The 25758-nt window shown below is 40.3% G+C and carries 19 protein-coding genes; 5 read left to right on the top strand and 14 right to left on the bottom strand.

The window, feature by feature from the left end:
• Positions 1-26: 26 nt before the first annotated feature.
• Complete coding sequence (hisS, locus tag D1093_RS09010) at positions 27-1514, top strand: histidine--tRNA ligase (RefSeq protein WP_120102149.1); 1488 nt, start codon at positions 27-29, stop codon at positions 1512-1514.
• Positions 1515-2035: 521 nt separating this feature from the next.
• Complete coding sequence (locus D1093_RS10355; RefSeq protein WP_244613996.1) at positions 2036-2305, top strand: hypothetical protein; 270 nt, start codon at positions 2036-2038, stop codon at positions 2303-2305.
• An 840-nt stretch (positions 2306-3145) separates the two neighbouring features.
• Here the strand turns inward: D1093_RS10355 and D1093_RS09000 are convergent.
• A complete protein-coding gene (locus tag D1093_RS09000; protein WP_120102147.1) occupies positions 3146-3670 on the bottom strand; it encodes a peroxiredoxin in 525 nt (174 codons plus the stop codon).
• Positions 3671-3886: 216 nt separating this feature from the next.
• Between D1093_RS09000 and D1093_RS08995 the strand changes: the two genes are divergently transcribed.
• Entirely contained in the window at positions 3887-5527 is a 1641-nt protein-coding gene (locus D1093_RS08995) for an alpha-D-glucose phosphate-specific phosphoglucomutase (RefSeq protein WP_120102145.1), read from the top strand.
• A 270-nt stretch (positions 5528-5797) separates the two neighbouring features.
• Entirely contained in the window at positions 5798-6133 is a 336-nt protein-coding gene (locus D1093_RS08990) for a zinc ribbon domain-containing protein YjdM (protein WP_120102143.1), read from the top strand.
• A gap of 1276 nt (positions 6134-7409) precedes the next feature.
• Here D1093_RS08990 and D1093_RS08985 read toward each other — a convergent pair.
• From D1093_RS08985 to D1093_RS08940, 12 genes are all read right to left on the bottom strand, one after another.
• On the bottom strand, positions 7410-7988 hold the full coding sequence (locus tag D1093_RS08985) for a NifU family protein (RefSeq protein ID WP_120102139.1): 579 nt from the start codon (positions 7986-7988) through the stop codon (positions 7410-7412).
• A gap of 61 nt (positions 7989-8049) precedes the next feature.
• Positions 8050-8541 carry a universal stress protein gene (locus D1093_RS08980; protein WP_005774799.1) on the bottom strand — a complete coding sequence of 164 codons (492 nt, stop codon included), beginning with the start codon at positions 8539-8541 and terminating at the stop codon, positions 8050-8052.
• 65 nt (positions 8542-8606) lie between these two features.
• Positions 8607-9677, bottom strand: coding sequence for a tryptophan--tRNA ligase (trpS, locus tag D1093_RS08975; RefSeq protein ID WP_120102138.1), 1071 nt, complete (start codon positions 9675-9677; stop codon positions 8607-8609).
• A 59-nt stretch (positions 9678-9736) separates the two neighbouring features.
• The gene (murJ, locus tag D1093_RS08970) at positions 9737-11308 is read right to left on the bottom strand and encodes a murein biosynthesis integral membrane protein MurJ (protein ID WP_120102136.1); all 1572 of its coding nucleotides are present in this window, start codon (positions 11306-11308) and stop codon (positions 9737-9739) included.
• Between the two features lie 841 nt (positions 11309-12149).
• Positions 12150-12305: a hypothetical protein gene (locus D1093_RS09960; protein ID WP_167309095.1), complete on the bottom strand. Its 156-nt coding sequence runs from the start codon at positions 12303-12305 to the stop codon at positions 12150-12152.
• A 279-nt stretch (positions 12306-12584) separates the two neighbouring features.
• Positions 12585-12830 carry a hypothetical protein gene (locus tag D1093_RS10350; protein ID WP_244613995.1) on the bottom strand — a complete coding sequence of 82 codons (246 nt, stop codon included), beginning with the start codon at positions 12828-12830 and terminating at the stop codon, positions 12585-12587.
• Entirely contained in the window at positions 12796-14304 is a 1509-nt protein-coding gene (locus D1093_RS08965) for a BID domain-containing T4SS effector (RefSeq protein WP_244613994.1), read from the bottom strand. The genes D1093_RS10350 and D1093_RS08965 overlap by 35 nt, the downstream gene beginning before the upstream one ends.
• Before the next feature lie 291 nt (positions 14305-14595).
• Positions 14596-16479: a BID domain-containing T4SS effector gene (locus D1093_RS08960; RefSeq protein ID WP_150222315.1), complete on the bottom strand. Its 1884-nt coding sequence runs from the start codon at positions 16477-16479 to the stop codon at positions 14596-14598.
• Positions 16480-16783: 304 nt separating this feature from the next.
• A complete protein-coding gene (locus D1093_RS08955) occupies positions 16784-18094 on the bottom strand; it encodes a BID domain-containing T4SS effector (RefSeq protein ID WP_120102133.1) in 1311 nt (436 codons plus the stop codon).
• Positions 18095-18439: 345 nt separating this feature from the next.
• Positions 18440-19276, bottom strand: coding sequence for a BID domain-containing T4SS effector (locus tag D1093_RS08950; protein WP_120102132.1), 837 nt, complete (start codon positions 19274-19276; stop codon positions 18440-18442).
• A gap of 342 nt (positions 19277-19618) precedes the next feature.
• Positions 19619-20776: a BID domain-containing T4SS effector gene (locus D1093_RS08945; RefSeq protein WP_120102130.1), complete on the bottom strand. Its 1158-nt coding sequence runs from the start codon at positions 20774-20776 to the stop codon at positions 19619-19621.
• A gap of 303 nt (positions 20777-21079) precedes the next feature.
• Positions 21080-22678 (bottom strand): BID domain-containing T4SS effector, encoded by a 1599-nt coding sequence (locus D1093_RS08940; protein ID WP_120102128.1) that lies wholly within the window; start codon positions 22676-22678, stop codon positions 21080-21082.
• Positions 22679-22910: 232 nt separating this feature from the next.
• On the opposite strand from D1093_RS08940, the gene D1093_RS08935 reads away from it, so the two are divergent.
• Positions 22911-23183: a hypothetical protein gene (locus tag D1093_RS08935; RefSeq protein WP_120102127.1), complete on the top strand. Its 273-nt coding sequence runs from the start codon at positions 22911-22913 to the stop codon at positions 23181-23183.
• 633 nt (positions 23184-23816) lie between these two features.
• Here D1093_RS08935 and traG read toward each other — a convergent pair.
• Positions 23817-25733, bottom strand: coding sequence for a Ti-type conjugative transfer system protein TraG (gene traG, locus D1093_RS08930; RefSeq protein WP_120102123.1), 1917 nt, complete (start codon positions 25731-25733; stop codon positions 23817-23819).
• Positions 25734-25758: the final 25 nt, after the last annotated feature.

Genomic DNA, 25758 nt, shown 5'->3' with positions numbered 1-25758 from the left:
ACACCATATTGTTGCTAGAGAATAACATGTCATTGAAACAAGAAAAAACCAAAGCCCGTTTACCTCGTGGTTTTGTGGATCGTACAAGTGCACAATTGTATGCAATCGAAACTATGATTGCGCAAATTCGTGAAGTTTATGAACTTTACGGTTTTGAAGCGCTTGAAACACCCGTTTTTGAATATACGGATGTGTTGGGGAAATTCTTACCAGATTCCGATCGTCCCAATGCAGGGGTTTTTTCGCTCCAAGATGATGATGAACAATGGATGTCTTTACGCTATGATCTGACGGCTCCTCTTGCGCGTTATTTTGCTGAAAATTTTGAAACGTTAGCAAAACCCTATCGCAGTTATCGGTTGGGATTTGTTTTTCGCAATGAAAAGCCTGGTCCAGGGCGGTTTCGACAATTTATGCAATTTGATGCAGATATTGTTGGAACACCAACCGTTGCAGCAGATGCGGAAATTTGCATGATGGCAGCCGATAGTTTGGAAAAATTAGGTATTGCACGCCATGAATATGCTATTCGTTTGAATAATCGAAAAATTCTCGAAAGTGTTTTGCAGGTGATTGGTTTAGGAGAAAAGGAGCAGCTTGATCGGCGCTTAACTGTTCTTCGAGCAATGGATAAACTGGATAAATTTGGTCCTGAAGGCGTGCGTTTGCTTTTAGGCAAGGGACGTTTGGATGAAAGTGGTGATTTTACAAAAGGGGCTGAGCTTCAAGATAAAGAGGTTGAATGTATTCTTTCCTTACTCACGATAGAAGCAAAAACGGCAGAAGAAACCCTTGATGCTCTCAGAAAAATCGTTGGTCAGAGTGCGCAAGGTCTTGAAGGGGTTGGCGAACTTGAGGAAATGCAAACAATCTTTGCCGCCAATGGGTATCATAATCGCATTAAAATTGATCCTTCGGTGGTGCGTGGATTGGAATATTATACGGGACCTGTTTTTGAGGCGGCATTGCTTTTTGATGTTCTCAATGATGATGGGCAAAAAGTTGTCTTTGGCTCTGTTGGGGGGGGGGGGCGTTATGATGGGCTGGTTGCGCGTTTTCGTGGAGAAAATATTCCGGCAACAGGCTTTTCAATAGGGGTTTCACGTTTGATTGCTGCTTTGCAAAACCTTGAAAAATTGCCGGTGAAAAATAGTCTTGGACCCGTTGTGGTGTTGATGATGGATAAAGAGCCAGAAGCTGTTGCACGCTATCAGAAAATGGTGATGAAATTGCGAAATGCGGGAATCTGTGCAGAACTCTATTTGGGGGCATCGGGAATTAAAGCGCAGATGAAATATGCAGACCGGCGTCAAGCTCCTTGTGTGATCATCCAAGGTTCACAGGAACGTGAGAGCGGAAAAATACAGATCAAAGATTTAATCGAAGGTGCGCGTTTGTCTCATGAAATTAAGGATAATCAAACATGGCGTGAAAGCCGTCCTGCGCAAGTGATGGTTGATGAAGAGCAATTGGTGCAAACAGTACAAGATATTTTAGCCACCCAAAAACGGTAATAGTTTTATGAAAGCATTCGCTGCGAAGCGCTTGAATATTTCCTCTTCAATTTTCATAATGTGTCTTTTATCTGTTTTCGTGTGCTTAAAATCTTATTTTTTTAAAGTTTATGCGGCATAAAAAGAATTCTTTTAAAAGGTGAAAAAGGCTTTGTATTCATGATAAAATGAATTATTTTGAGGACGAAGAAAGAGTTCTTTTAAGGGGGGTAAACATCTTCCTGAGGTACAATATGGGATATTGAAGCGTTCAAGATCTTTGTCCCACCCCTGTGTTTAGAAAAATCAATGGTCAATAAGAGAAACCCAATAGCTTATAGAAATATTGACCATTCAGATGCGTCTAACTTTTGAATTTTCCTTTGCTGGTATCATATTTTCTGCTGTTTTCTTATCGACAGTCTAAAATTTTACATCCGTGAGAGATGAAAGAGCTCTCAAGAGTTTTATTTTAGAAGATTTTTTAGTTTCAAAAGCAACGAATAACTTAAATCAAACCATTTTTAAAGGGAGAAATGAAAATGGCTCAATATGATTTTACCGTGCTCTATGAAAGAAATCCCTTTATTTTGAAAAAAACTGAAGATATTGGAAAATCATTTAAACTTCCTCCTTCAAACTTCGGATTTAAAAACCTTCCGCAAATTACATTTTCAGGCGCCTCGTCGTGTCGGCGTATGATTTTGAGGGGGTTATTTAGTGGATTGAAGATTTATTTTGTGATGTTGTGGCAGATAGGGAAAGTGTTAAATGAAGGGGGAATGATGTGGATTTATGGTTTGATCAGATAACGTTGGATTATGATATTCTGAAGGACTTTTTTAATTTGTGTTCTTTCAAGTGAAGAACCAGAATATTTTAATTTTGAAAGTTTTAAAGAAGGTATCAAGGAATTAGAAAGGATTCAGATTATAGAGAAGGGAACAAGAGAAGGTTGTTATTTCATTAATCCTGATATTTTTGGTCTTCCTAAATGTGATGAAACTTTTGAGTTCGATGAAGAAGAAACAAAAGCATACTTTACGGAAGAACACCCCAATAAACGCCTGCTTTAACTGTTTCTCTTTTAGAGAAAAATAAAAGCGTAGAATAAATGGCTATGAGAATAGCAACATTGATGTTGTGTGAATTGGAATGTTTGCGGGAGCTGTTTTGATTTAATCCTTTTCATCAACAGTTATTGGTGCTTATTTGTGCAGGGCAGTTTTTATGCCATATTTTATTCTCTTTTCATGAGATAAATTTGATGCGTACGTCCTCTTCAAAAAGATCGTTGATCTGTATTTTTCTTCTTGATGTTTTGTGAACCTTGGATGATCAATTCCCTTGGAACTTAAGAGCGTTTAGATAAGGCATATCTCGTTTTTTTAGTGTTTTCCCCACATGGGCTCTGCGCTTATGATGTGCAAAAAAGTGATTTTGATTGATGCAATAGGAAACAGATTTGAAATGAAAAATATTGCGATATTTCAGTATCTTACTCAAGTTGAGGTACGCTTAAAGGATCATTATCAATCAAGATGTTGTCACGAATAGATGTTTAAAAAAAACACAAAAACCATAAATTCCTTCTTGCGAAGGAATTTATGGTAGAAAGTTTACATTTGACAAATATATAATTAGTCTTGAAATTAACTTTTCAAGGCTTTTAAAACATTTTGTGGTGAAGAAACTTCATAAGGATCGGTTGTACAATTATCTGAAAAACCTGCTTCTTCGAACCATTGCTCAATTACACCGTCATTAATAACAGCAGCATAGCGCCATGAGCGCATGCCAAAACCAAGATTGTCTTTTGCAACCAGCATACCCATTTTGCGGGTGAATTCACCAGAACCATCGGGAATTAATTTCACGTTTTTGATATTTTGTTCTTTTCCCCAAGCATTCATAACAAAAGTATCATTGACGGAAAGGCAATAAATTTCATCAATACCAGCCTGTTTAAATTCATCATAGAGTTTTTCAAAATCAGGCAGCTGAAGGTTTGAGCAAGTAGGCGTAAAAGCGCCAGGAAGAGAAAAAAGGATAACGCGCTTTCCTTTAAAGTAAGCATCACTTTTAACATCTTGCCATCGGTAAGGATTATCTCCTCCCATTGATTCATCGCGTACACGTGTATGAAATGTGACATTGGGAACTGTTTTTTTTACCATAAGGATGCTCCTGTATTTTTTAACGAAAATCTTGTTTTAAAACAACCTTTGTATTTAAAACATATGGGAAAGATCATTTTAAATAAAAGGGCTTCTTAAAAAAATATTACTTTTAACAAGTGTGCAAATATTTCACACTTGCGTCAAGTAGAATTAACGGTCGACTTTGAATACTCTTCATCTTAAAATTAAATGAAAGAATATGAAGGTATTACCATGACCATAAAGACAGTTTTGACCACGGCTTTTGAGGGGCAAAAACCGGGAACATCTGGTTTGCGCAAAAAAGTGTCTGTTTTTCAACAACCCCATTATGTGGAAAATTTTATACAGTCTCTTTTTGAGAATATTGGACCTCTTGAAGGGAAAATGTTAATTCTTGGGGGAGATGGACGCACCTTTAATCGGACTCTCCTTCAGATTGTGTTGAAGATGGCGGTAGCAAATGGGGTTTCTTGTGTAAAAATGGGAAGGGGCGGTATTCTTTCTACACCTGCTGTTTCGCATCTTATTCGTAAATACCATGCGCATGGTGGGCTTATTCTTTCTGCAAGCCATAATCCTGGTGGTCCAGAGGGAGATTGTGGAATCAAATACAATATTGCCAATGGGGGACCGGCGCCTAATTCTTTATGTGAGGCTATTTTTGCAACATCGCAACGCCTTTCCTTTTATAAAATTCTTGAAGCGCCAGATGTTGAGTTAGATCGCCAAGGGATGACCTTTATGGGAGCTATGCAGATCGAGATTATTGATCCTGTTGCCGATTATGTTGCTTTGATGCAGGAAATTTTTGATTTTGATTGTATTGCTAAGGCTGTTGCTCGAGGTTTGACTTTGCAGTTTGATGCCATGCATGCGGTCACAGGACCTTATGCGCATGAAATTTTTGAAAAATGTTTAGGATTTTCTGAAGGGACGGTGATCAATGGCACTCCTTTGCCAGATTTTGGAGGCGGTCATCCAGATCCCAATTTGGTTTATGCCAAGGCTCTTTATGATTTATTGATGTCAGAGCAAGGACCAGATCTTGGTGCCGCATCTGATGGCGATGGTGATCGTAACCTCATTATTGGACGTCAGCAATATGTCTCACCTTCTGATTCCTTGGCAATTATGGTAGAACATGCCCATCTTATTAAAGGGTATCGCCAAGATATTATGGGGGGCATTGTGGGGGTTGCGCGCTCTATGCCAACAACGCCTGCTGCAGATTTGGTTGCTGAAAAATGCGGATTAAACTTTTTTGAAACGCCAACAGGGTGGAAGTTTTTTGGAACGCTTTTGGATGCTGGGAAAGTAACCTTTTGTGGTGAAGAAAGCTTTGGAACCGGCTCTCATCATATCCGCGAAAAAGATGGTTTATGGGCTGTCTTATTTTGGTTAAATCTTTTAGCAGTAACAGGAAAAACAGTTGCACAAATTGTGCAACAGCTTTGGCGCACCTATGGGCGCTTTTACGCACTGCGTCATGATTATGAAGAAGTTGAAGAAGACAAGGCTTTGGCTTTACTCGAACACTTGCGAGCGCACTTACCACAAGCTGGAACAGAACTTTTTGGATTTTTGGTCAAAAAAGCAGATGATTTTACCTATCATGATCCTGTTGATCAGAGCGTGAGCACGCGGCAAGGGATCCGTATTTTTTTCGAGAATGGCGCACGATTGGTGGTGCGTTTATCGGGAACAGGGACGTGTGGTGCAACCTTACGGCTTTATTTTGAACAATATGAAGGGGATCGGCGCAGACACAATTTAAATCCCCAAGACGTTCTTCAACCTTTGCAACAGGTGGCCCTAAAACTGTTAAACATACAACAAGAATTGGGACGAGACCACCCTGATATTATCACATGAGATCATGGGAATGTTTTTTGCAAAGATATGATGATTGATCACATTCGAAAGGGTTTGATTGATTCAATATAAGAGGATCTTATGGTCTATGAGGGGTATTGTACAATGTTATAAACGCAGCGATTGTACGGGATGATCGCATTTATGAACATAGGTGGCAGATCAAGAGGTAATAAAAGAACTTGTTATTTCTAAAATAATGGACAATAAGCTCTTCTTGCTTTATGACCCATCATCGTGAATGGTTATTTCTTAAATAAAGGGGAATTTATGACCCAATATCCCAAGTGTCCTCGTTGTGATTGTCTTTATACTTATGAAGAAGGTGAAAGTTTTGTGTGTCCTGAATGTGCCCATGAATGGCCCCAAAAGGATGATGATACTGTTCTCTCCGAGATTGTTTATGATGCTAATGGTCAAATCTTGACCAACGGAGATACCGTTATGGTGATAAAAGACTTGAGAGTAAAAGGCGCTTCCTCTGTTTTAAAAGGAGGAACGAAGGTCAAGAATATTCGCTTGGTGGATGGGGATCATAATATCGATTGCAAAATTCCTGGGATTGGACAGATGGGGTTAAAGTCGGAATTTGTTAAAAAAGTTTAGGCGGTTACTCTCTTGCCATTGTTTTTGACTTTCATTGGTTTGCTGTTTTCATATTCTGCTTCAATAGAGTTCTTTTCCAATCGTTCTGTTCTTATTTCATCGATTATGCTCATCCGATAGATACAATATCTTGGGTATACAAAAGCTATGTCTTGCGAGAGAAATAGCTTTCTTTCAGACATGTCGGCTGGTGAGTGGGACTAGGATGTTCATTGATATTAAGAAAACAGTAAAAGAACGCGCTTTATGAGAAGAATAATGCCGTAAAGTAAGAAATTAACGACGGCTCAATTGAAGGAATTTTTCCCCCTTTTATCAAATCATTTCCAAAACAACCCTCAACGATCTGGCTTTGATTGATTTTTTATAGGTATTTGTCCATATCTTTTGCACCATATTTATGGAGATAAGAGTAAGGGGATAGAGGCATAATTCTTGATTTCAAGAATAGGAAAAGTTGGTATGATACTTAAAAAAATATTTCTCAATACGCTTAAGCCTGTTTTGCAATAATGCCCATGAAATGGTATAAGGCAAGCGCCGTTGAGCGCTATCATCTTTATGTTTCATAAAAGGATAAGCCAATACCATCACGTACTTTGCTGGTCTTCAATGCTGTAACAGCCTTTATATTTATCCCTATGGTTGCATTCTTATCGTTGAAAATGTTCATAAGAGGTATCGTTTTTGTTATCTTCTAATTTATGGTGTGTTCGTAAATGATTTTGGTTGATGCCATAAAGACAATTGAAATGAGAAGATTATTAGGATTCCCATTCAAGGTGTACAAAATATAAAAGCGTGGTCTTTGTTGATTGGTTGTTATAAGAAGCATTTTACGGAATTTTATCGTCGCAAATACTGAAAATGATCGGATACAAGGGGACAAGTCTGTGCTCTGTCTTATATTCTTTTCTTTTTGTTGGAACGGTTCCCTTGTTTTTGGGGGGTAAAGTTGCATGACAAGATCATGAGGCAAAATAAATTTAAAGCACGTTCCTGCGTTTATGGGAGTGTCCCAGCATGTATGTGATGGGTTCGTTGAAATGATGCCTTTAAAGGGGACAAAAATCATTTTAAGGTCTATGGGGAAGTGAAAAAGAAACCTTATCATTGTATACGATTGTTTTTAAGTAGTACTGTATTTTATAGCAGCACGGCTTACGTCTAAAATTATGAGGGACAAAATGGTCGAGGATTTTCACACCCCATGTTGTTTTAAGCCTTGTTGAAGAAAGATAATCTGTGTGGTCGTTTTACCTATTGAGGTCGATATTTATTGTGGCATGGCTTCAACGCCTAAAACTTCAGGGATAAAATGGCGTAAAAGATTTTCAATACCATGTTTGAGCGTTGCTGTTGAAGAAGGACAACCAGCACAGGCACCCCGCATATTGAGATAAACAATGCCATTTTCAAACCCGCGAAAAGTAATATCGCCACCATCATTGGCAACGGCTGGGCGAATGCGTGTTTCAAGCAGCTCTTTAATGGTTAGGACAATATCAGCGTCTTTTTCGTCATAAAATTCTTCATTAAGGGCATGGGCTTTTGCTTGTGTTGTGGCGTTGGTGGTAATGACAGGCTCATTGGAGAGAAAATGCTCCATAATTGTGCCTAAAATGATGGGTTTGAGATGTTGCCATTCCCCTTCTTTTTTGCTTACAGTGATGAAATCATAGCCTAAAAAGACACCATTGACATTGGGAATATTAAACAGTTTAGCTGCCAAAGGTGAACTTTTAGCCGCTTCTTCACGGTCACGAAATTCTAAGACGCCTTCAGAAAGGACCACCCGCCCTGGGAGAAATTTAAGTGTTGCAGGGTTTGGGGTGGTTTCAGTTTGAATAAACATAGACTCTCCTTTTATCATGAAGAATTAGAAAGATCATTCCATTTTTTAAATATTATATTTTTTAGGCAATAGACTTAATATCTTCATCAGCAAGATTGCTAGGAATGACAATGACAGGGATTGAAAAAGCTGTTCCTTTATTCCCGATTAATTGGATAAGGGGGCCTGGTCCTTCTGCATGTCCGCTGGCGGCTAAAACAATGAGTGCAATTCTTTTATCTTCGTCAATCAGTTTAGAAATTTCATCAATTTTTTTTCCTTCACGCACCACTATTTCTGTTTCAAGCGCATGGGAAGTGCGGACATCACTGGCAATATCTCCTAATATTTTATGAGCACTTTGCGTTGATTCTGTGCGCATAACGTTGTTTACACCCAAAAAATGTTGAAATTCTATACTATCAACAACACAAAGCAAAACCAACGTTCTATTGGTGTTTTGAGCATGTTGTGCAGCAAACGCAACGGCACGCCGACACTCTGGTGTCTCATCGATGATGACAAGGTTTTTTTTCTTGGGCTCTTTTTTCGGATTTTTGGGTTTAGAAATCATGCACTTTCTCTATTTTGTACAAACGATTTTTTTTTTGCTTTCTACAATTTTTAGGGGTATTGTTTTTATATATTGTGCAAAAATCCAACAATTTCACGAATTTTTTTCATATTTTCTTCTGCGAGCATACTAGCACGTTCTGCGCCATCATGCAAAACAGAGTCAATATAACCGCTTTCTTGATGAAGACGACGTAACTCTTCTGTTATAGGGGCAAGCTTATGGACGGCAAGGTCGGCTAGCGCTGTTTTAAAATGTGAAAATTGTTGACCAGAAAACTCTAAAAGAACTTTTTCTTTACTCACTTTGGAAAAGGCGGCGTAAATACCAAGCAGGTTATCCACTTCGGGTCGTTCTTTTAAAGCGTCAAGAGAATCTGGAAGAGGCGCAGAATCTGTTTTGGCTTTACGTATTTTTTGGGCAATAAGATCTGCATCATCGGTCAAATTAATGCGTGAGAAATCTGAAGGATCTGATTTTGACATTTTTTTTGTCCCATCACGCAAGGACATAACGCGTGGGGCGGTTATTCCAATCAGTGCTTCTGGGAGGGGAAAAAAGCCTTGTTTTTTTTCTTCATCCGTTGGCATAGAGATGCCAAAATTTAAGTCAGCAATACGGTGGGCATAATCATGGTTAAACTTTTGTGCAATATCGCGTGTGAGTTCAACATGCTGTTTTTGATCTTCCCCTACCGGAACATGCGTTGCACGATAGACTAAAATATCAGCCGCCATCAATGTGGGATAGGCAAAAAGCCCAAGGGATGCTTTTTCGCGATCTTTTCCTGCTTTATCTTTAAATTGTGTCATACGTTGAAGCCAGCCGATACGGGCAACACAATTTAAAATCCAGGCGAGTTCAGCATGTTGAAAAACACGTGATTGGTTGAAAATAATGTGTTTTTGGGGATCAATACCGGCGGCTAGAAAGGCGGCAGTCACTGTTCTGGTGGATTCCCGTAAAATAAGGGGATCTGGGTTGACGGTGAGCGCATGCATATCCACAACACAATAGAGGCAGTGATAAGCATTTTGTAGTTCAACCCAATTTTGAAGGGCTCCAAGATAATTGCCAAGATGTAAGTGACCACTCGGTTGTACGCCGGAAAAAACAAGGGGAGTGAAGGTATCCATAGGAGTGCGCTTTCTAATTTAAGGTTATTCGTTTTATTATTTTTGACAAAGTATAGAGATTATGGACGTTTTTTCAAATTTTTAAGCGTGTGAAAAAAGGAAAGGGGGTTGGATAAAAAATAGGCAATAAAATAGAGTGAGAATATACCCAGCATGATCCCTGCTAAGGTGCTGAAACGCAAGAAAAAGGAGGCTTTTGAAGATAAAGGAAAAGATAAAAATCCGCACACATGTAATCCGTAATAGAGGACGAGTGCACTCAAAAGAGAAGCGATTATGAGGCATAATATTCGCTTGATCAGTTGGGCGTCGTATTTCCAATACCCCCGTTTGATGAGGACACCCCAAAGCAGTAGGGTATTGACCCATCCAGAAGTAATTTCCGCAATAACAATGCCGCGTGCGGAAAAGAAAGGAAATAATGTTAAAGCGAGGCTGATATTGATGAAAACACAAATGCCCGTAAAAATCATTGGTGTTTTGGTATCTTCATGGGCAAAGAAATTAGGAATAAAGACCTTAATGAGTACAAAAGCTGGAAGTCCTAGTCCATAAAGTCCCAATAACTGTGCAACATGCTGTGTTGATTGATCGGTAAATTGTCCGCGCTCAAAGAGTAAACTAACAATAGGGGTGGACAGCAGCAAAAAAGCGATGGATGCTGGAAGCGTTAACAGGAGTGTTAATTCAATAGAGCGATTTTGCAAATGGTGAGTTTCTTCAAGCTTTTTGCTTCGCAACGCGCGGGTTAATTCTGGTAAAAGAACGGTTGCAACGGCAATGGCAATCACGCCTAGAGGCAATTGATAAAGCCGATCAGCATACATCAAAGAAGAGACAGCCCCTGATTGACTAGAAGCAATGTTGGTATTGATGAGCAAATTAATTTGCGTGATACCACCCGTGATGGCTGCAGGGAATGCTAAGGTTAAGAGCTTGCGTACATTAGGGGTTAAATCGGGACGGCGGAAGAAAATTTTCATGCCACTTTGACGTAAAGCAACCGCAATTAGGACAAGTTGAAGAAGTCCTGCCGCCAACACACCCCAAGAGAGATTTAAGCCGATGTGCCAAGCGTCAAGTTGATAGATCCAAGCATAGGCGAGCACACCAATCAGAATAATATTTAAAAAGAGCGGCGCAACGGCGGCAATAAAATAGCGGCGCAGAGCATTGAGCATGCCCCCCATCATCGCAGCGAGCGACATGCAGGTTAAATAAGGAAACATGATCGCAGTAAAATGAATGGTGGCATTAAATTTTGTGGCGTCTTCGCTAAAGCCTGGCGCAATAACCGTTCGCACCAAAAAAGGCATACTCAGTTCCATCGCAATGGTTAACAGTAAAAGCAGCGAAAAGAGAACACCAAAAACTTCTTCTGCGAATTTACAGGCAGATTCTTGACCATCTTCAGTGATTTTTTTAGCAAAAAGAGGAATGAAAGCAGCATTAAAGGCACCTTCAGCAAAAAAACGGCGGAATGTATTGGGAAAACGAAAAGCCGCATTGAAGGCATCAGAAACAGGACCCGTCCCTAGTGCTGCTGCCATAAGCATTTCACGGATGAAGCCAAAAATACGGCTCATCAGAGTTCCGGAAGCAACGGTTGCAATTTTTTTAATCAATGTCATAAAAATATATCAGGTTTGTGGTAAAAGAAAAGCGGTGAGTAGAGAAATAAGCCGTTTTAAATCATAAAAATCTGATCTGTATTCCCATACAAGAATATATTTGTGCAGCGTTTTACGACGGTGTTTATCTTTCTGTCAACAATGGTTGCGTGAAGACTTTTAACATGCTCCTTGTTTTAGTTGCCTTACAATTTTTATTGTTGTCATAAAATCATTAAAATTTCTTTTTCAAAATGAAATATGGAAGCGATATCATAACAGTTTAGGGATATAGAATAATCATTTCTCTCTAGGGGGGTGATGTTCGTGGAGCGTGTATTCAAATGGCGCCGTGTTTTACATGAGAGACTTGACCCATTTGTGTGCTTATGAAGTAACAAGCCGGCTCACCATTACACATCTTTCCAGCTCTAGAATGTTGCGACAGACTTTGCATTTAGGCGATTCATGAAAAGGCATTTTACTCTTTTCTTAAATCATTTTGATCCATACGTTAATCCTATCTGTAACGTGCAAACGAATGGTTTTGATTGATGCAACATAAAGAGATTTGAAATGAGAGAATCTTACGATCTTTGGAGCTTTCATTCAACATGCAAAGTAGTGAATACTCATCATAAATCAATTTATTATACCCTATTTAAAGATACGCAAATAAAATAAAAACGTGAAGCAATGCACCATTTTCATTTTTGAAAAAGATAGAGGGCTTTTAAGGCTTTTAAAAGCTTGTCAGGCTGAACGCAACGGTGATGGCAACGCCGTGTGATGGGGTTTTACTTTTACGGCTTTACAGCTTTATGTTCTCCCCAAATGAGGCAGCCTTCTTGTTTCAGAAAGTCTATAAATAGAGGATGGCAAAACGTAATTTTTCAACAACATCTTGCCTGTTTTTAGCACCACGGGCAAGGGCATTATAGGGAATGAAAGGGATGAATGATCTTTTCAAAAATGACCAATCCTTATCAATTGCTCTGCTGAGATTCCTGTTCATCATTGATGGGGCTTTTTCTTTGTTTATTGAAAGTTTTTCTCTTATGGTTTTCGCATTTCGTTGACGCACGATTGATTTGCCGATGAAGGTAGGGGATAAAGCTTATCTTTTTTTACCAGAGAGGGTAAAAAAAGATAAGCTTATATGAATTTTTAGAGAGTTATGGCCTTTGCGTGCTCTGTTTTGTGAGAGGGCATATTTTCTTGTCTCTTGATGTTTTGATAGATGTTTTCTGGCATTGGTGTTCGACCATGTTTTTTCAGTGTTTTTCTTGGATAATTGCTATGGGGTAGATTGATGCTGCTTTGGTGCTAAGCGGTTACTCAATTGGTGGTCATAAAACGCCAAGGGGTGTATATTTTGTTCTATCTCTTTTGTCTGCTTGACGATTTCCAGAATCTCTTTGGCTTTGACAGCTGATGTGCCAAGACTCTTAGCCAGTTTTTCGGGATTATTTTCTTTTATTGCTTCATGCTCGCTTGAGGATAAGCGTTTATTGATTTTTTTGATATAAACTCTTAATTTCACCTCTTAATTCAGGAGAGTTTGATAACGTTTCTTGCTGCTGTTCTTTTGGCAAGGAGAGGAGATTTTGCATCCAAACCTTAGGCATTGCGACCGACTGTTCACAGCGCCTTTGTTTGGTGTGATGGTCATGGAGAATGTCTCTTTCTGTTTGTTTAAAAATATTGATATAACAATCAATGGCTCTACAGAGGGGCAAAATATTGGCTTCAGCATTGGCACGCGCGTTATTTTTTATGCCCAATATATTGCTCCTAGACAACTGAGCAATCGATTGAGGAGATGTGGCAATTTGATAGGTAAGCTGTTCTCCTTCCCTGTGATTTTCATGAATCCTTTCAATTTTTTCCTGCAAAATATGCCGATTGCCATAAATGATTTGGCACAAAGTTTCGATTTCTGTTCTTCTTACTTGAAGTAATACGTTGTTTTTTATCCTCGTGGCAATTTCGTTGCTTGTAAGAGGCGCTATTTTTTCTGCGGGGATCAGCACCTCTTGCGGGTGTTGAGTGCTTGGTGCTGTAAAGGAGAGGGTATCACCCATTTTTAATGTTTGTATTTGCTCTGGTGTAAGATCTTTTTTATTTCCTATGATGAAAGTCCCGTTGGCATCAAGCATGAAGCCTTTGGGGCCACAGCCTCTATAGAAGCCTGTATAGGTATGACCTTCTTTTGCTGTCATAATCAGATGATGATGAGTAATCTTAAGCCCAATATGTTTCATATTGTCTACGAATTCTTTTAGAATAAGTATTTTTTCTGGATTGGAGATATCTTCAAGCAGATGTTTCATCATTTCCTTATCGTTATGTATTAGCGATGCAGTGCTGGCAAGGTTCATGCGTTTTTCTGTTACAAGAGAAAAGTCGAGTGTGTGTCCTGCTGCTTGAGCGAGTTTTTCAAAAAACATTCGTTGTGTGCGTCCATTACCTTCTCTGAAAGGGTGCGTATAGTTGAGCTGTATCAACATTTCAGCAGCATGTTCAACAAACGTTTCGCGGGTTAAGCCTTTTAAACTATTTGTTTCAGCAAGTGTTTTATCTAATTTTTTTAGTCTCTCCTGGATTTTTCTGCCCATCGCAAAAGGCTTTGTAAATTCTTTTCTTTTCAAAATGGGCATAGAAGCAACAGTGTTATCTTCAAAGGTAAAAGGTGCTTGGCGGGTTTGTCCAGTCCATTCAAATGTACGAGAAAAAAGGCGATGATGAAGATATTTGAGATAAGCAGCATCAAATTGCTCTGGTGGGAGCTCTTGGAGAAGTTTGATCATTTCTTTTTTTACATTGTCAGAACAGTGTTCTTTTAATATTTCTTTATCTTTAATACGGTATTTATTTTTAAGCACTTTGCTGTTGGGGTAGAAAAAATTTTGTGCGGCTTCATTGATTTGCTTTAAAACGACTGCATTCATTGCAGGGTGTTGCTCTTGTAATTCTTCCTGTGTGGAAGAAGCACACTGTTCTGTGTTTTCTTTCATGTTTTCCATTTTTTGTCTTATGTTATTTTCATAAGTTTTTTCTTCTTCAAAGAAGAATGCCGATTTGAATGATGGGAAAATTTTGATCCTCTTCGCATGAAACAAAGTTCATGATGGCGCAGCATCAATGTTGGCCATTTTTATGAAATGTTATCGTGCAATTTTATTAATGCACTTTGGCAGAGGAGAGTCTATTCAAATTTTTCTGTAGGTTATACGCTATCCTTGGTGCAATCTTGGCAAGATAATTGCACCAAAGTTTTTTATGACAAACCAATGGTAATGAGATTATCACGACAAAGCTATGGCTTTTGATGCTTCACCTCTGCGCGGTTGAATAGGGGGGCGTTCTTCTTTTCTCGATGTTTCAGAAAGCTCTTGACGTCGCTTTGTTGTTGAACGCTCAGGCAGCTGCGGGGGTTGTGATAGGCTTTGCTGTTTTTGCAATTGTTTATCGAGATCGGTAAGCGGTTGATGGCGTTGTTGTTGTTCTATTTGATGGTTGTGAACAATGGTTTCTCTTAATTGCTTTATCGTGTCAGCATAATCCTTAATGGCGGTACAAAGGGTAGGAAGATTTTCTTCAGCGGCTTTGCGTGCGCTATTTTTTATGCCAAGGGCCTTTCTACCAGCAAGGGGAGCAAAAGAGGTCGGATCCTTTTCAATTTGAAAGACAAGTTCTTCTCCCATTTCTGGAATTTTGTGCATATCTTCCATTCTATATTGCAAAATAAATGGATCTTTATAAACAATTTGACACCGATATTGGACTTCTCTTTGACCATATTGAACCGATGGATCTTGTTGAACTCTGCGGGCAATTTCCTGATTGGAGAGAGGCTCGATTTGCCTTTCTGAAGTGAGCCGACTTTGTGTGTGTTGAGTGATTGCTTCTTCCTGTTGGGTGTGTTCGTGTTGCCGTTGTTCCCCGTGAGCACTCTGTAAAATATTCTCTTTTGCATATTTTGAGGTATATAAAAAACCGTTAATGGCTTCACACAGATTAGGAAGTGTTTCTTCAGCTTGTTTGCGTGCATCACTTTTTATGCCGAGAATTTTTCGACCCGCAAGCTTAGAAATAGACTGAGGGTTTTCTTTCATATCCCATAAGAGTTGTTCTCCCATAGTCGGGTTTTCTTTGATTTCTTCTATTCTTTGTTCTAAAATAAGCCGGTCACCATAAACCTTTTCGCACAAAAAACGTATTTCTTCGTGATATGCTCCGAGCAAGAGCTCTCTTTCCATTGTATTAATAGAGGCTTTTTGTTCCTGAGATGGTTTTGGCTGTCTAATGGCTGTTTGTGGGGAGGCTGTTTTTTGCACAACAGCATCGCTTTGTTTTCTCTCTCCTGTTTGGTGCGTTTTTCTTGAACGAAGGACTGCATATATTTCGCTGTCTTGTGATGATGAACCGCTTTGCTGCCGGACTGTTCTATGCTGGGGTGTTTTGTCTCTTACGCGTGGGGGAGGGGGTGGTGCCACTCTTTTGGTATGGGAGGGGGAGGCTTGAACGTGTGTGCTGTGTTGTTCTCTATCTCTTGCACGCGGTGGTCTTTGTGGTGCTGCTTTTATGGGCGCGGAGGGGCTCTCGAGGGTTTCAGGATTTTGGATTTTTGCGTCGGTTGGTGTTTTGTCTCTTACGCGTGAGGGAGGGGGGGGTGCCACTCTTTTGGTATGGGAGGGGGAGGCTTGAACGTGTGTGCTGTGTTGTTCTCTATCTTTTGCACGCGGTGGTCTTTGTGGTGCTGCTTTTATGGGCGCGGAGGGGCTCTCGAGGGTTTCAGGATTTTGGATTTTTGCGTCGGTTGGTGTTTTGTCTCTTACGTGTGAGGGAGAGGGGGGCGCCACTCTTTTGGTATGGGAGGGGGAGGCTTGAACGTGTGTGCTGTGTTGTTCTCTATCTCTTGCACGTGGGGGTTTTGGCGGCGCTACTTTTGTTTGTAGAGGAGGCGTCTCTTGGTTTTTGACGCTGGTTTGCGCTGAGGCTCTCACGCGTGGGGGCGGCGGGGGCGCAACCTTTGGAGAGGGAGGTAAGTTCTCTGGGCGTTTTTGACCAGATGATTGCACGCTTTGAGAAACTTGCGGAGGGGGGGTTCTGGTGGGGGATTGTTCAGCCTGTTGTTGAAATTTTTCCATCATTTCAGTGATAAAAGGGGAGGGGTGTTTTTTTTTCATGCATGCTCCTTTCAAGCTCTTCCAATATTGTTTTTAAGGACTATTTTACAAAATGTGTTGGTGTTTATTCTGTTTTATGCTTTTTTATTTTCTCTCACGAGGCAAAATGTGAAACTGAGCGGTCTCACAAAATTTGGGGTTCTTGGTTCAGATTATCATCACTCTCTAAAGACTTGTTTATCAATAGCTTAGATTAAGTGAGGGGGGGAGAATGAGTTTTGCTCCAACCTTTTTGCTTGGCGCAAATCATCTCTCTTATGCGTTGCACCAAGATGTTGGATTTAACGTGGAAACTCATATCTGTTTAGCTGGCAAAAGCCATCGCTTTTGGGGCGGCAGTTTTGCGAGGACGCAAATCCGTTTCTCTTTGCTGGGGAGAGGGCGTTGTTCCTTCATGCGTTATTGTTGAAGATTCAAGGCGTTGAGCAGACTGTGAAACGTTTTGCTGCTGCTGCTGCAAGCTTTGTGTTTGCTCAGATGCTTCACGATGTTCTTGTTGTGTCTGCTGAGTTTGTAAAAGACTCTCTCTGACCTGCGCGACAGCCGTTGCATAATTGTCAGCAGCATCAATGAGGTGAGATAGACCCGCTTCAGCATGGATGCGTGCTCGATTTTTTAAACCCCCAAAGCTGCGACCAGCGTATTTGTGAATAGACTTAGGATTTCCAGCAAGTTGCTGGGCGAGCTGTTCTATTGTTTCAGGGTTCTGGAAAAGCTCTTCCACTTGTGATTGCAAAACGTTTGCGTCGCCAAAAACAACTCCACACCAATATTTGATTTGTGCATGGTGTCTTTTGACTTTGGAATGTTGGTGAATTTGGGCAGACATGTCTGCTTCTGAAAGACTTTCTTTTTCCCTTTCAGAATGACCCGGTTTTTGCAGAAGTGCAGAGACGGCGTCTTTCCCCATTAGACGTTCATAGGTTTTGAGTTCTTGCTCTGGAGATTGTAATAGGTTCTCTCTTGCCTGTCTTACGGCTTCTGTATAACACTCAATGGTGAGACTGAGGGCGGAATAACTCTCTTCTGCGTCTCTGCGTTCTCTATTTTTGAAGCCCAACATGCTTCTGCCGGAAGGTTTAGCAATGCTTTTAGGATGGGCTGCCATGCGCCATGAGAGCTCTTCTCCCGCTTGAGGGTTTCTTTGAATTTCCTGCATTTTTTCTTGTAAAATATGGGGGTTGCCATAGGCACTTGCGGATAACCGCTCGATTTCTTCTTGATAGGTTCGAACCAATGAATGGTGAGGAAGCAATCGAGAGATTTCTTCTTCTGAGAGAATTTTTGCTGCTCCTTGGACGGCTTGTGGAGCAGCTGTTGCACGTGTCATTTCAGCTTCTTGCGGTCTTTGGGGCGCGCGCGTGCTTGAAAGAGGCGTTGTTGGATTCATTATCCTAGCGGATGCCTGTGCACTTGTCTGCATAATCGTTTCTTCTTCTAAAACAGAGAGTCTTCCCTCATCTTGTTCCGGTATCGTTGATAGTCTTTTGCTTGTTAAAGGCGTTTCTTTAGGAAGGGGGGCTTCGCCTGAGACCTCTGCCGCTGCTTGTTCATAGAGCCTTATCAGTTCTTGTATTGAAGGGGACGGAAAAGGGTGAGGGTGATCTTTTTTCATGCATGTTTCCTTTCAAAAATTTTTTAGAAAACCTCTTTGGTGCATACTCGTTCTTTATGCTTGGATTATTTTGAGACAAAGGAAGATATCGAACTGATATGCGCTCCAAAGACCTGCGCTATTCGCCATCAGCGTAATCGATCTTTGTGTCTTTTATACAGTTTTTTTGTGAAATCTTATCAATAACTTATAATAATTTACAGGATCCATTTTTAGGACTATTTTTTGTACTATTCTAAAACAAATCTTGGCGCAATCGTAAGAAGACGATTTGCGCCAAGAAGCTCACTGCAAAAGAGATTAAATAAAAAACAAAAATTGATCTTTTTTTATGTTGATGCCCCTTTACATGGCATAAGCCATTCCATGTTTTTGTTGTCGTGGGCTGTGCTCTGGACTATTTTGTTCTTGTCCTCTTGTGTGATGATGACGATGATGGTGATGATGGCTTTCACCTTTCTGAGTATGTTCTTGCTGGCGTCTTTGTTCCGCTTGAGGGGTTTGCAAAAGCCTCTCTTTTGTCTCTCCTACAGCCTTTGTATATCCATCAATGGCCCCAACGAGGTGTCTAAAACCATCTTCAGCTTGCTTGCGTGCTTGACTTTTCATACCAAGTGCGTGGCGGCCAGCGAGTTTATGAATAGACTCAGGATTTTCAGCAAGTTGATCTGAAAGCGCTTTTCCTTTACTAGGATCTGTAAGGATGTCTTGCAAGTGTTGCTGGAAAAGGTTGTCTTTTCCATAAACAATGTTACTCCAATACACGACCTCTTCCACATGGGCTTGGACCTGTGGGTTTTTTAAAAGCTGTACAGTTATTTGCTCAGTTGTGAGAGAGCTTCTTCCTCTTTGTTGTGGAGAAACCTCTGTATAGTCTGTTTCAGGACCTTCTTTCTTTTGATGTTGACGTCCGCCTCTTGAAAGAGGATTAATGCTGCTCACGGATGCGTATGTCACTTCCTCTTCGCGTCTTGAGGGAGCAACCTCTGTGTAATCAGTTTCCGGTCCTTGTTGCTTTTGATTATGGCGTCCGCCTCTTGAAAGAGGATCAACGGTGTTAACAGTTGCATATAGAACTTCCTCTTCTGGGCTTGGTCTGCGCTGGTTTCCTCTGTTTGGTTTGTTCACTTGTGCATAGACGGCTTCTGGATTTGCAGAAGGGTGTGGTTGATGTTTTTTCATGCCTGTTTCCTTTCAATATTTTTAGAAAACCTCTTTGGGGCATTCCCCACTTTTAGTTTTGATAACCTTTATACGAAGGAAGATATCCAACTGAATGACCTCCAAAGATTTCGCGCTATTCAGAGTCAGTGTAACGGACCTTTGTGTCTTTTATACAGTTTTTTTATGAAATCTTATCAACGAGTTACAATAAATAACAGGGGCCATTTTTAGGACTATTTTTTGCACCATTTTAAAACAATTCTCGGCGCAACCGCTATAAAACGACTTACGCCAAAAATTTCACGGAAAAAGAGATAATATGAAAAACAAAAATTGATCTGTTTTTATGTTGATGGCCTCTTACATGGCATGAGCCATTCCTCTACTCTCTCCCTGTCTTTGTTGTCGAGGGCTGTGTTCTGGACTATTTCGTTCTTGTCCTCTTGCGTGACGACGATGGTGATGTCTGTGTTCTGGGCTCTCTTGTTTTTGATCTTTTTCCAGATCACGTGTAAACTCTTTATGGAGCCTTTGTGCTTTATGGATATGTCTTTCAAGAGATGAGCAAAGGTGACGAAAACCATCTTCAGCTTCTTTACGATCGGGGCTCTTTACGCCAAGAACTTGCAGACCAGCAAGCTTTCCAGGGCTTTCAGGTTTTTCTGCAAGATTCCATAAGATCTTTTCTGCACCTTGAGGATTGTCAAGAATCTCCGCAAGTTGTTTATTCAAGGCATGTGGATTACCATAAACAATTGTACACCACTCTTGGGTTTCTCTTACACCATATTGAAAGCCTGTGTCTTGTAAGAGCTTTGTTGTGATCACATCTTTTTGGGTTCTGGGAGGGGGCGTTGTTGCTCTGCCAATGCCTTCGTAGAGAGGATTTTCCTGTTGTTGGCGTTCTCCACCTTCAGCACCCGCGCCCAATGTTGTATAGATTGTTTCTAATGGTTTATGGGGAGGGCGCCTCCCTTGTGTTCTCGGATCAATTTCTGCATAGAGATGTTCTTCTGGTCTTGGGGAATGGCGCAGATCCTCACTGCTTCCGTTCGGGGAGTCATAAAGGGGATTTATTTGTTCTTGAAATTCTATTTCACCCGTTCCCAGATTAGTGACTTGATAGGGATTTGTAGGATTCTCCGGAGAAGGCTCACGCGAACCCCTTCCAGCGGCTGCTGCACGGGTAGCTCCTAATGGGTATTGGGGTGCATAGACCGTTCTTCCTAGGGGATTTTGAGGGGCATAGGGAGTTTCTAGTGGTCGTTGAGAGGGGATATCATACCCACCTGCTCCCATTCTCCGTGTGTTGTAGGGCGAATTCGTTTGCTCTCTCCCCCTCGGTCTGTCGTAGGGATCTTCTTGGAGAGGATGTCTTTTGTTTGCTGCTTGTATCTCTTCTGGGCTTAGGATGCGCGGACCGCCTCTTCTGCGTGATTTATCTACTTGGGCGTAGAGGGGCTCTGGCTTTTGGGTTTGTGGATTTTGAGGTTCTTGTTGTGGGTGGCTTTTTTTCATGGCTGTTTCCTTTCAATATTTTAGAAAACCTCTTTGGGGCATTCCCCACTTTTTTGATATCTTGACAAAAGAAGATATCGAATTGAATGGCCTGCCAAAGATTTCGCGCTATTCATATTGATCTGTAGTGGAGATTTATGTCTTTTATACAGTTTTTTTGTGAAATCTTATCAATAACTTATAATAAATTATAGGACCCATTGTGAGGACTATTTTTTTGTAACATTTTAAAACAATTGGTGGGGTAAGCGCGATGAAATGATTGGGATCAAGCGTTTTGTTGGAAGGCAAAAAGGCTCCTTTTTAGCCGGTAAGAGCCAGCGATGAGGAACGGCTAACTTTCAAGTTGCGGATTTGACATTGTGCGTCTCTGGTGTTCTTGACAGTCTGTGCAATTTCTTTTGCTTTGCTTTCCGATGTCCCAAGGAGGCAAGCCAATCTTGTATGATCTTTTTCTTGTATGGCTTTACGATCTTCTGCGGAGAGACGATTGTGTAGTTGACGGGAAAGGGTATGGAGTTCTTGGCGGAGTGCGGGAGAATGTAATAAAGCTTCCCTTTGTCGTTCTTCTGGTAAGGCAAAAAGGTTTTGTAAATTTTTTCCAGGTTTCTCAACCCCGTGGCTTAAGCGTTCTTGTTCTCTTTGGTGCTGCCCTAGAGTTTCATCTTTTGTTTGTTTTGTTATTGTACCATAATCTCTAAGGGCTTGGCTGAGTTGTGGAACAATCTGTTCGGCATGTCTGCGACGAGGACTTTTCATATCAAGGATTTTTCTCCCTGCAAGTTTACAAATTGACTGAGGGTTTTCTAAAATTTCATCAGCAAATTGATTTCCTAAGTTTGGAGATGCTGTTATGATATCCAATTGTGTCTTTAAGGCGTGGGCTTTACCATATACAGTCTTTGATAAATGTTCGATTTCTTTTCGGCTTGCTTCAACATAAGGGTCATTTGAAACTTTCATGAATAACTCTTCGGGGTTGAGAGGGGCTAAGGTTTCTTGTGGGATCAAGGTTTCTTTTACATTTTGAACGTTGCTTTTTTGAAAGCGGATTTGGTCGCTATTGCGTAATGTTTTGACTTGTTCTGGGGGAAGATCATCTTTGTGTCCGACGACGAATCCTTCCTCCACTTCCATGACAAACCCTTCTGCTGAAGAGCCTCTAAAGATGCCTTCATAGGGGATCCCTTCCTTTGCGGCAACAACAATACGGTTGTTTATTTCATCCAGTCCAGCTTGTCTCATTTGGGAAATGAATTCTTTTAAAACAAGAGATTTTTGTGGATGGGTGATATCTTCAAAAAGATCTTTCATTGGTTGGCGATTGCCATATTGCATGGCTTCAATACAAGCTGCTGTCATGCGTCCTTTTGTGGTGAACGAAAAGTCAATGCTATGGCCTGCTGCTTGTCCAAGTTTTTCCATAAACATTCGATTGACGCGTCCATTGCCTGTTCGGAAAGGATGGGCGTGTTCCAGCGCCATAAAAACTTCAGCGGCACTTTCAGCAAATTCTTGGCGCGATAAACCTTGTAAATTGTTCTTTTCGCTTAGTGTTCTTTCAAGTTGTTTGAGCTCTTTTTTAATTTGTGGTCCAATGGCAAAAGGAACCTCATACCCTTTAGGGCGCATCGCCGGCATACGGGCAGTGCTGCCATCTTCAAAGGTAAAGGTTGTATCGCGGGTTTGACCTGCCCATTCAAAAGTTTTGTGGAAGAGGCTCCAGTGGATTAAGCTTAGATAAGCAGCATCAAATTTTAGGGGTGGTGGTTCATGACGAAAATTAACAGCCTCTCTGGCTGCTTCACGGGCGCTGCGTTCATATAGTTTTTTGGGGTTTTTGATGCCATATTTATTTTTGAGTGTTGGGGTTCCTTTATAGAGATAATTTTGCTCTAACATATCGTCTCTCCTGAGAAAGTAGGGTGGTGGTTGATGCGCGCTTTAAACGCGGGTCATGTTGAAAATTCCCCTTCGCGTATTCTTTTGAGATTTTGAGTGTTATAAGAGAGAAAGTGTCTTTTCCTCTTTGAGATGAGGGGAAAAGGTCAAAAAGAAAAATGTTGTTTAAGATTTTTGCTGTTTTTCTTTTCGTAAAGTTGTTTGCAAGAGCGCTTTGTTGAGGGACGCGGATATGGCGGAGAGGATTGCTCTTGGTTATCGGATAGCTTCGGGGCTTTTCATACACAGTGTTCAGGTTGGGAAGTCTATGGATAAAAGCAGTTATCACGAATTTTTCTCCATTATGTTCTTCTTCTTGGCCTATGGGGACCTCTTGTTTTTTGCAACAAAACGTTTTTTACTTTGTGTTGTTGCTTTATGGTATAGTGCTACTTTAAAGCCTAAGCCTCGTAAGGGTGAGAGACTTTTCTTTGGCTGGCGAGAAAGGACATTTTTTAGCGCTTAGTCGTTAAAATAGAACACGTTATGATATATTAAAGGGGGGGGAGAAGCTTGTATAAGAATGATTTATTCATTTTTGTCTATCTCTTGAATGTTTTTTGGGAAAAATCAATGTTTGTCGTGTGGGTGTGGTGAAGGTTTCTTGTCTCAAAGGGGAATCTTTTGTTTTTCTTGAGTCATTGAGATGGGTTATGAGCGTTCTTAAATATCTTTGCTTGTCTGTAAGGGGATAGGCGTTGCCGCACGTTTTCATCGATTGCGTTCTTAAGCATGGAACAGATTTGAAATAAGAGAATCTTGAGGCTATTGGCTCTCTCATTTAACATAAAAGATGAATTATTATTATAAATCAATTTATTGTCATAAATTATATATGAAAAACTTTGTAAGTGTGTGTCCCTTTTCTCTGTAGAGATATTGATATTTCTCTTGGTTGGGGGATGGGCGTTTTTTATAAAAATTTAAAGATCATGGAAGCTGGTAAAATGGTACGTAAAATAGAAAGGGGAAAATATAAAAGAAAAAATCACGGATTTTTTGCCCCTGTTTTTTTGTATGTAGATGTTTTTTTATAGGCTTTTAAAAAACAGGGATGTATGACTTTTTGTTGTTTTATTCAATATCTATAATGGGGAAGCTAGTTTTTCTTTTGTGGGGCAAAACGATTTTTTGCAGAAGCAGCGAACATTTCTTTTCTTCTGAAATAGATGGCACGGCCACATCGCAAGGGAGGTTGCCCTTGCATAAGAATAATTTGTTCATCTTGACGCATTTCTTGAATAACCTCGTGGGGTAAAATGAGAGCTCTTTGTTGGTAATTGATATTGTAAGAACTCTTTCCTAAAGATAAACCTCTTGATTTGCTTACTCCGGTGACTTCAACGGTCATTTGACCACAGCGTTCTGAAATCTCTTTCGCTGTTTGGAGGTCTTTAATGGCAGCATAACTGACAAAGGAGCAGCTTTCAAACCATGAACGTGCCCCTGATTCACCAAAGTGATTGACCAACTGACCCGTGGATTGATAAAAGAGCATTAAGGATGTACCGTATTTACGTCCACGATCACGCGCTTCTTCTAAAATATTCATATAGCCTAGAAGATCAACTTCATCTAAGACAAATAAAACACGCTTTTTATAGTTACCGTCTGCTGTAACCATAGCATTGAGAAAGGCACCAATAATTACACGTCCTATTGCTGGATAGCTGTTTAAAATGCTGGCGGGGAGATTGAGAAAAACATCTATATTACCATTGGCAATATCTGAGGAGGAAAAATCATCACCGCAGACAAGATCTGCGTAATTAGACAAAGAAAGCCATTGGGTGTCTTTTGAGGCAGTTGTATAGACTCCTGAAAAAGTTTGTTCTGCCATTTCTGTAAAAATACCCACCATTTCACGAATAAAAGGAGAAGGGGTTGTTTCTTGAATCATGCGTAATTGATTGATAATAGCTGTTTCTGATTGAGAGAGAATTCCACGCAATGTTTTTAAGTTGCGCTCATGGTCTTCATATTCATCAGAAAATATCACATGAGCAAGAAGAGCCGTTAAAAGATTATGGGCTTGTGTCGAGAAATATTCCGCTGAAGAATTGTCTGATTTTTTATCCGTGAGAAGCAATTTGGAAAAGCTAACAATATTTGCTTCACGTTGTGTGCGGGGTACACTGTCGTCTAAAAGCCAATCGATGACATTAAAACTTTTTGTTAAAAGTGAATTAGGATCAAGAATAATAACATTTCTATTGCCCATCTTTTGACGAGCAAATTTGACGATTGGGGCAACTTCTGTTGAAGGATCAAGACAAATAATAGACCCTGAATAGGTTAAACACGTAGGAATTACTGTACTTGTGGTTTTATAACCACCAGAACCAGCAAAAAAGATCATATGGGTTGAACCAAAATCAAGATTAAAGGTTAGCAAAGGTACTGTTCCACCTTTCCCCCATGTTGTTTTATTGCCAGGTGCAAATGGAATTTTGCATACATTATCTTGATCAACACGGTATCTTTCCCCCACAACAATTTGCCCATCGGCAGGAAAGATTTTTGCTGCTTCTCTTAAATCCATCCATGCCGCTCCCCCAAAAACCTCTTTTTTGGCGCGCTTGACCTTATTTTTAGGTGGAGAGGTTGTAATGAATTGAATGAGGGAAAAAAAAGTACCAATGATGATGCCAAAGACAACCATAGGATCCATAAATTGAAGCGCATAACTCCACGTTATTCCTTGTTGACCAACATAGGGACTTAAGCGTTTTATTTCACTCCCAACATAGTAAAGAGCAATGGTTCCAAAAAAAAACAGGGAAACAAAAGTAATCTTTTTACGTAGGTGTAGTTTTTGTGAGAGATTATACAACAATGAAACAGCAGCCGTTAGAGCTAAGACTAATAAAGGCTCTGAACGAAGAGTCCAATAAATTTGATCGCTCTTTAGTCCATTGGTTATCAGCAACAAAAAATGAGGGACAAGAAATATCGTTAAAGCCCCTAAGGCAATGGGAGTTAAAATAAGGATCATTTGTGTCTTGGTATATTTCATTGTATTTTATCTTTCAATTCTCTTT

The organism is Bartonella kosoyi (genome assembly GCF_003606325.2).
In the GTDB taxonomy this organism is placed as follows: domain Bacteria; phylum Pseudomonadota; class Alphaproteobacteria; order Rhizobiales; family Rhizobiaceae; genus Bartonella; species Bartonella kosoyi.
The sequence above is the reverse complement of the archived record's forward strand: the minus strand, read 5'-3'. Positions and strand labels throughout refer to the sequence as shown.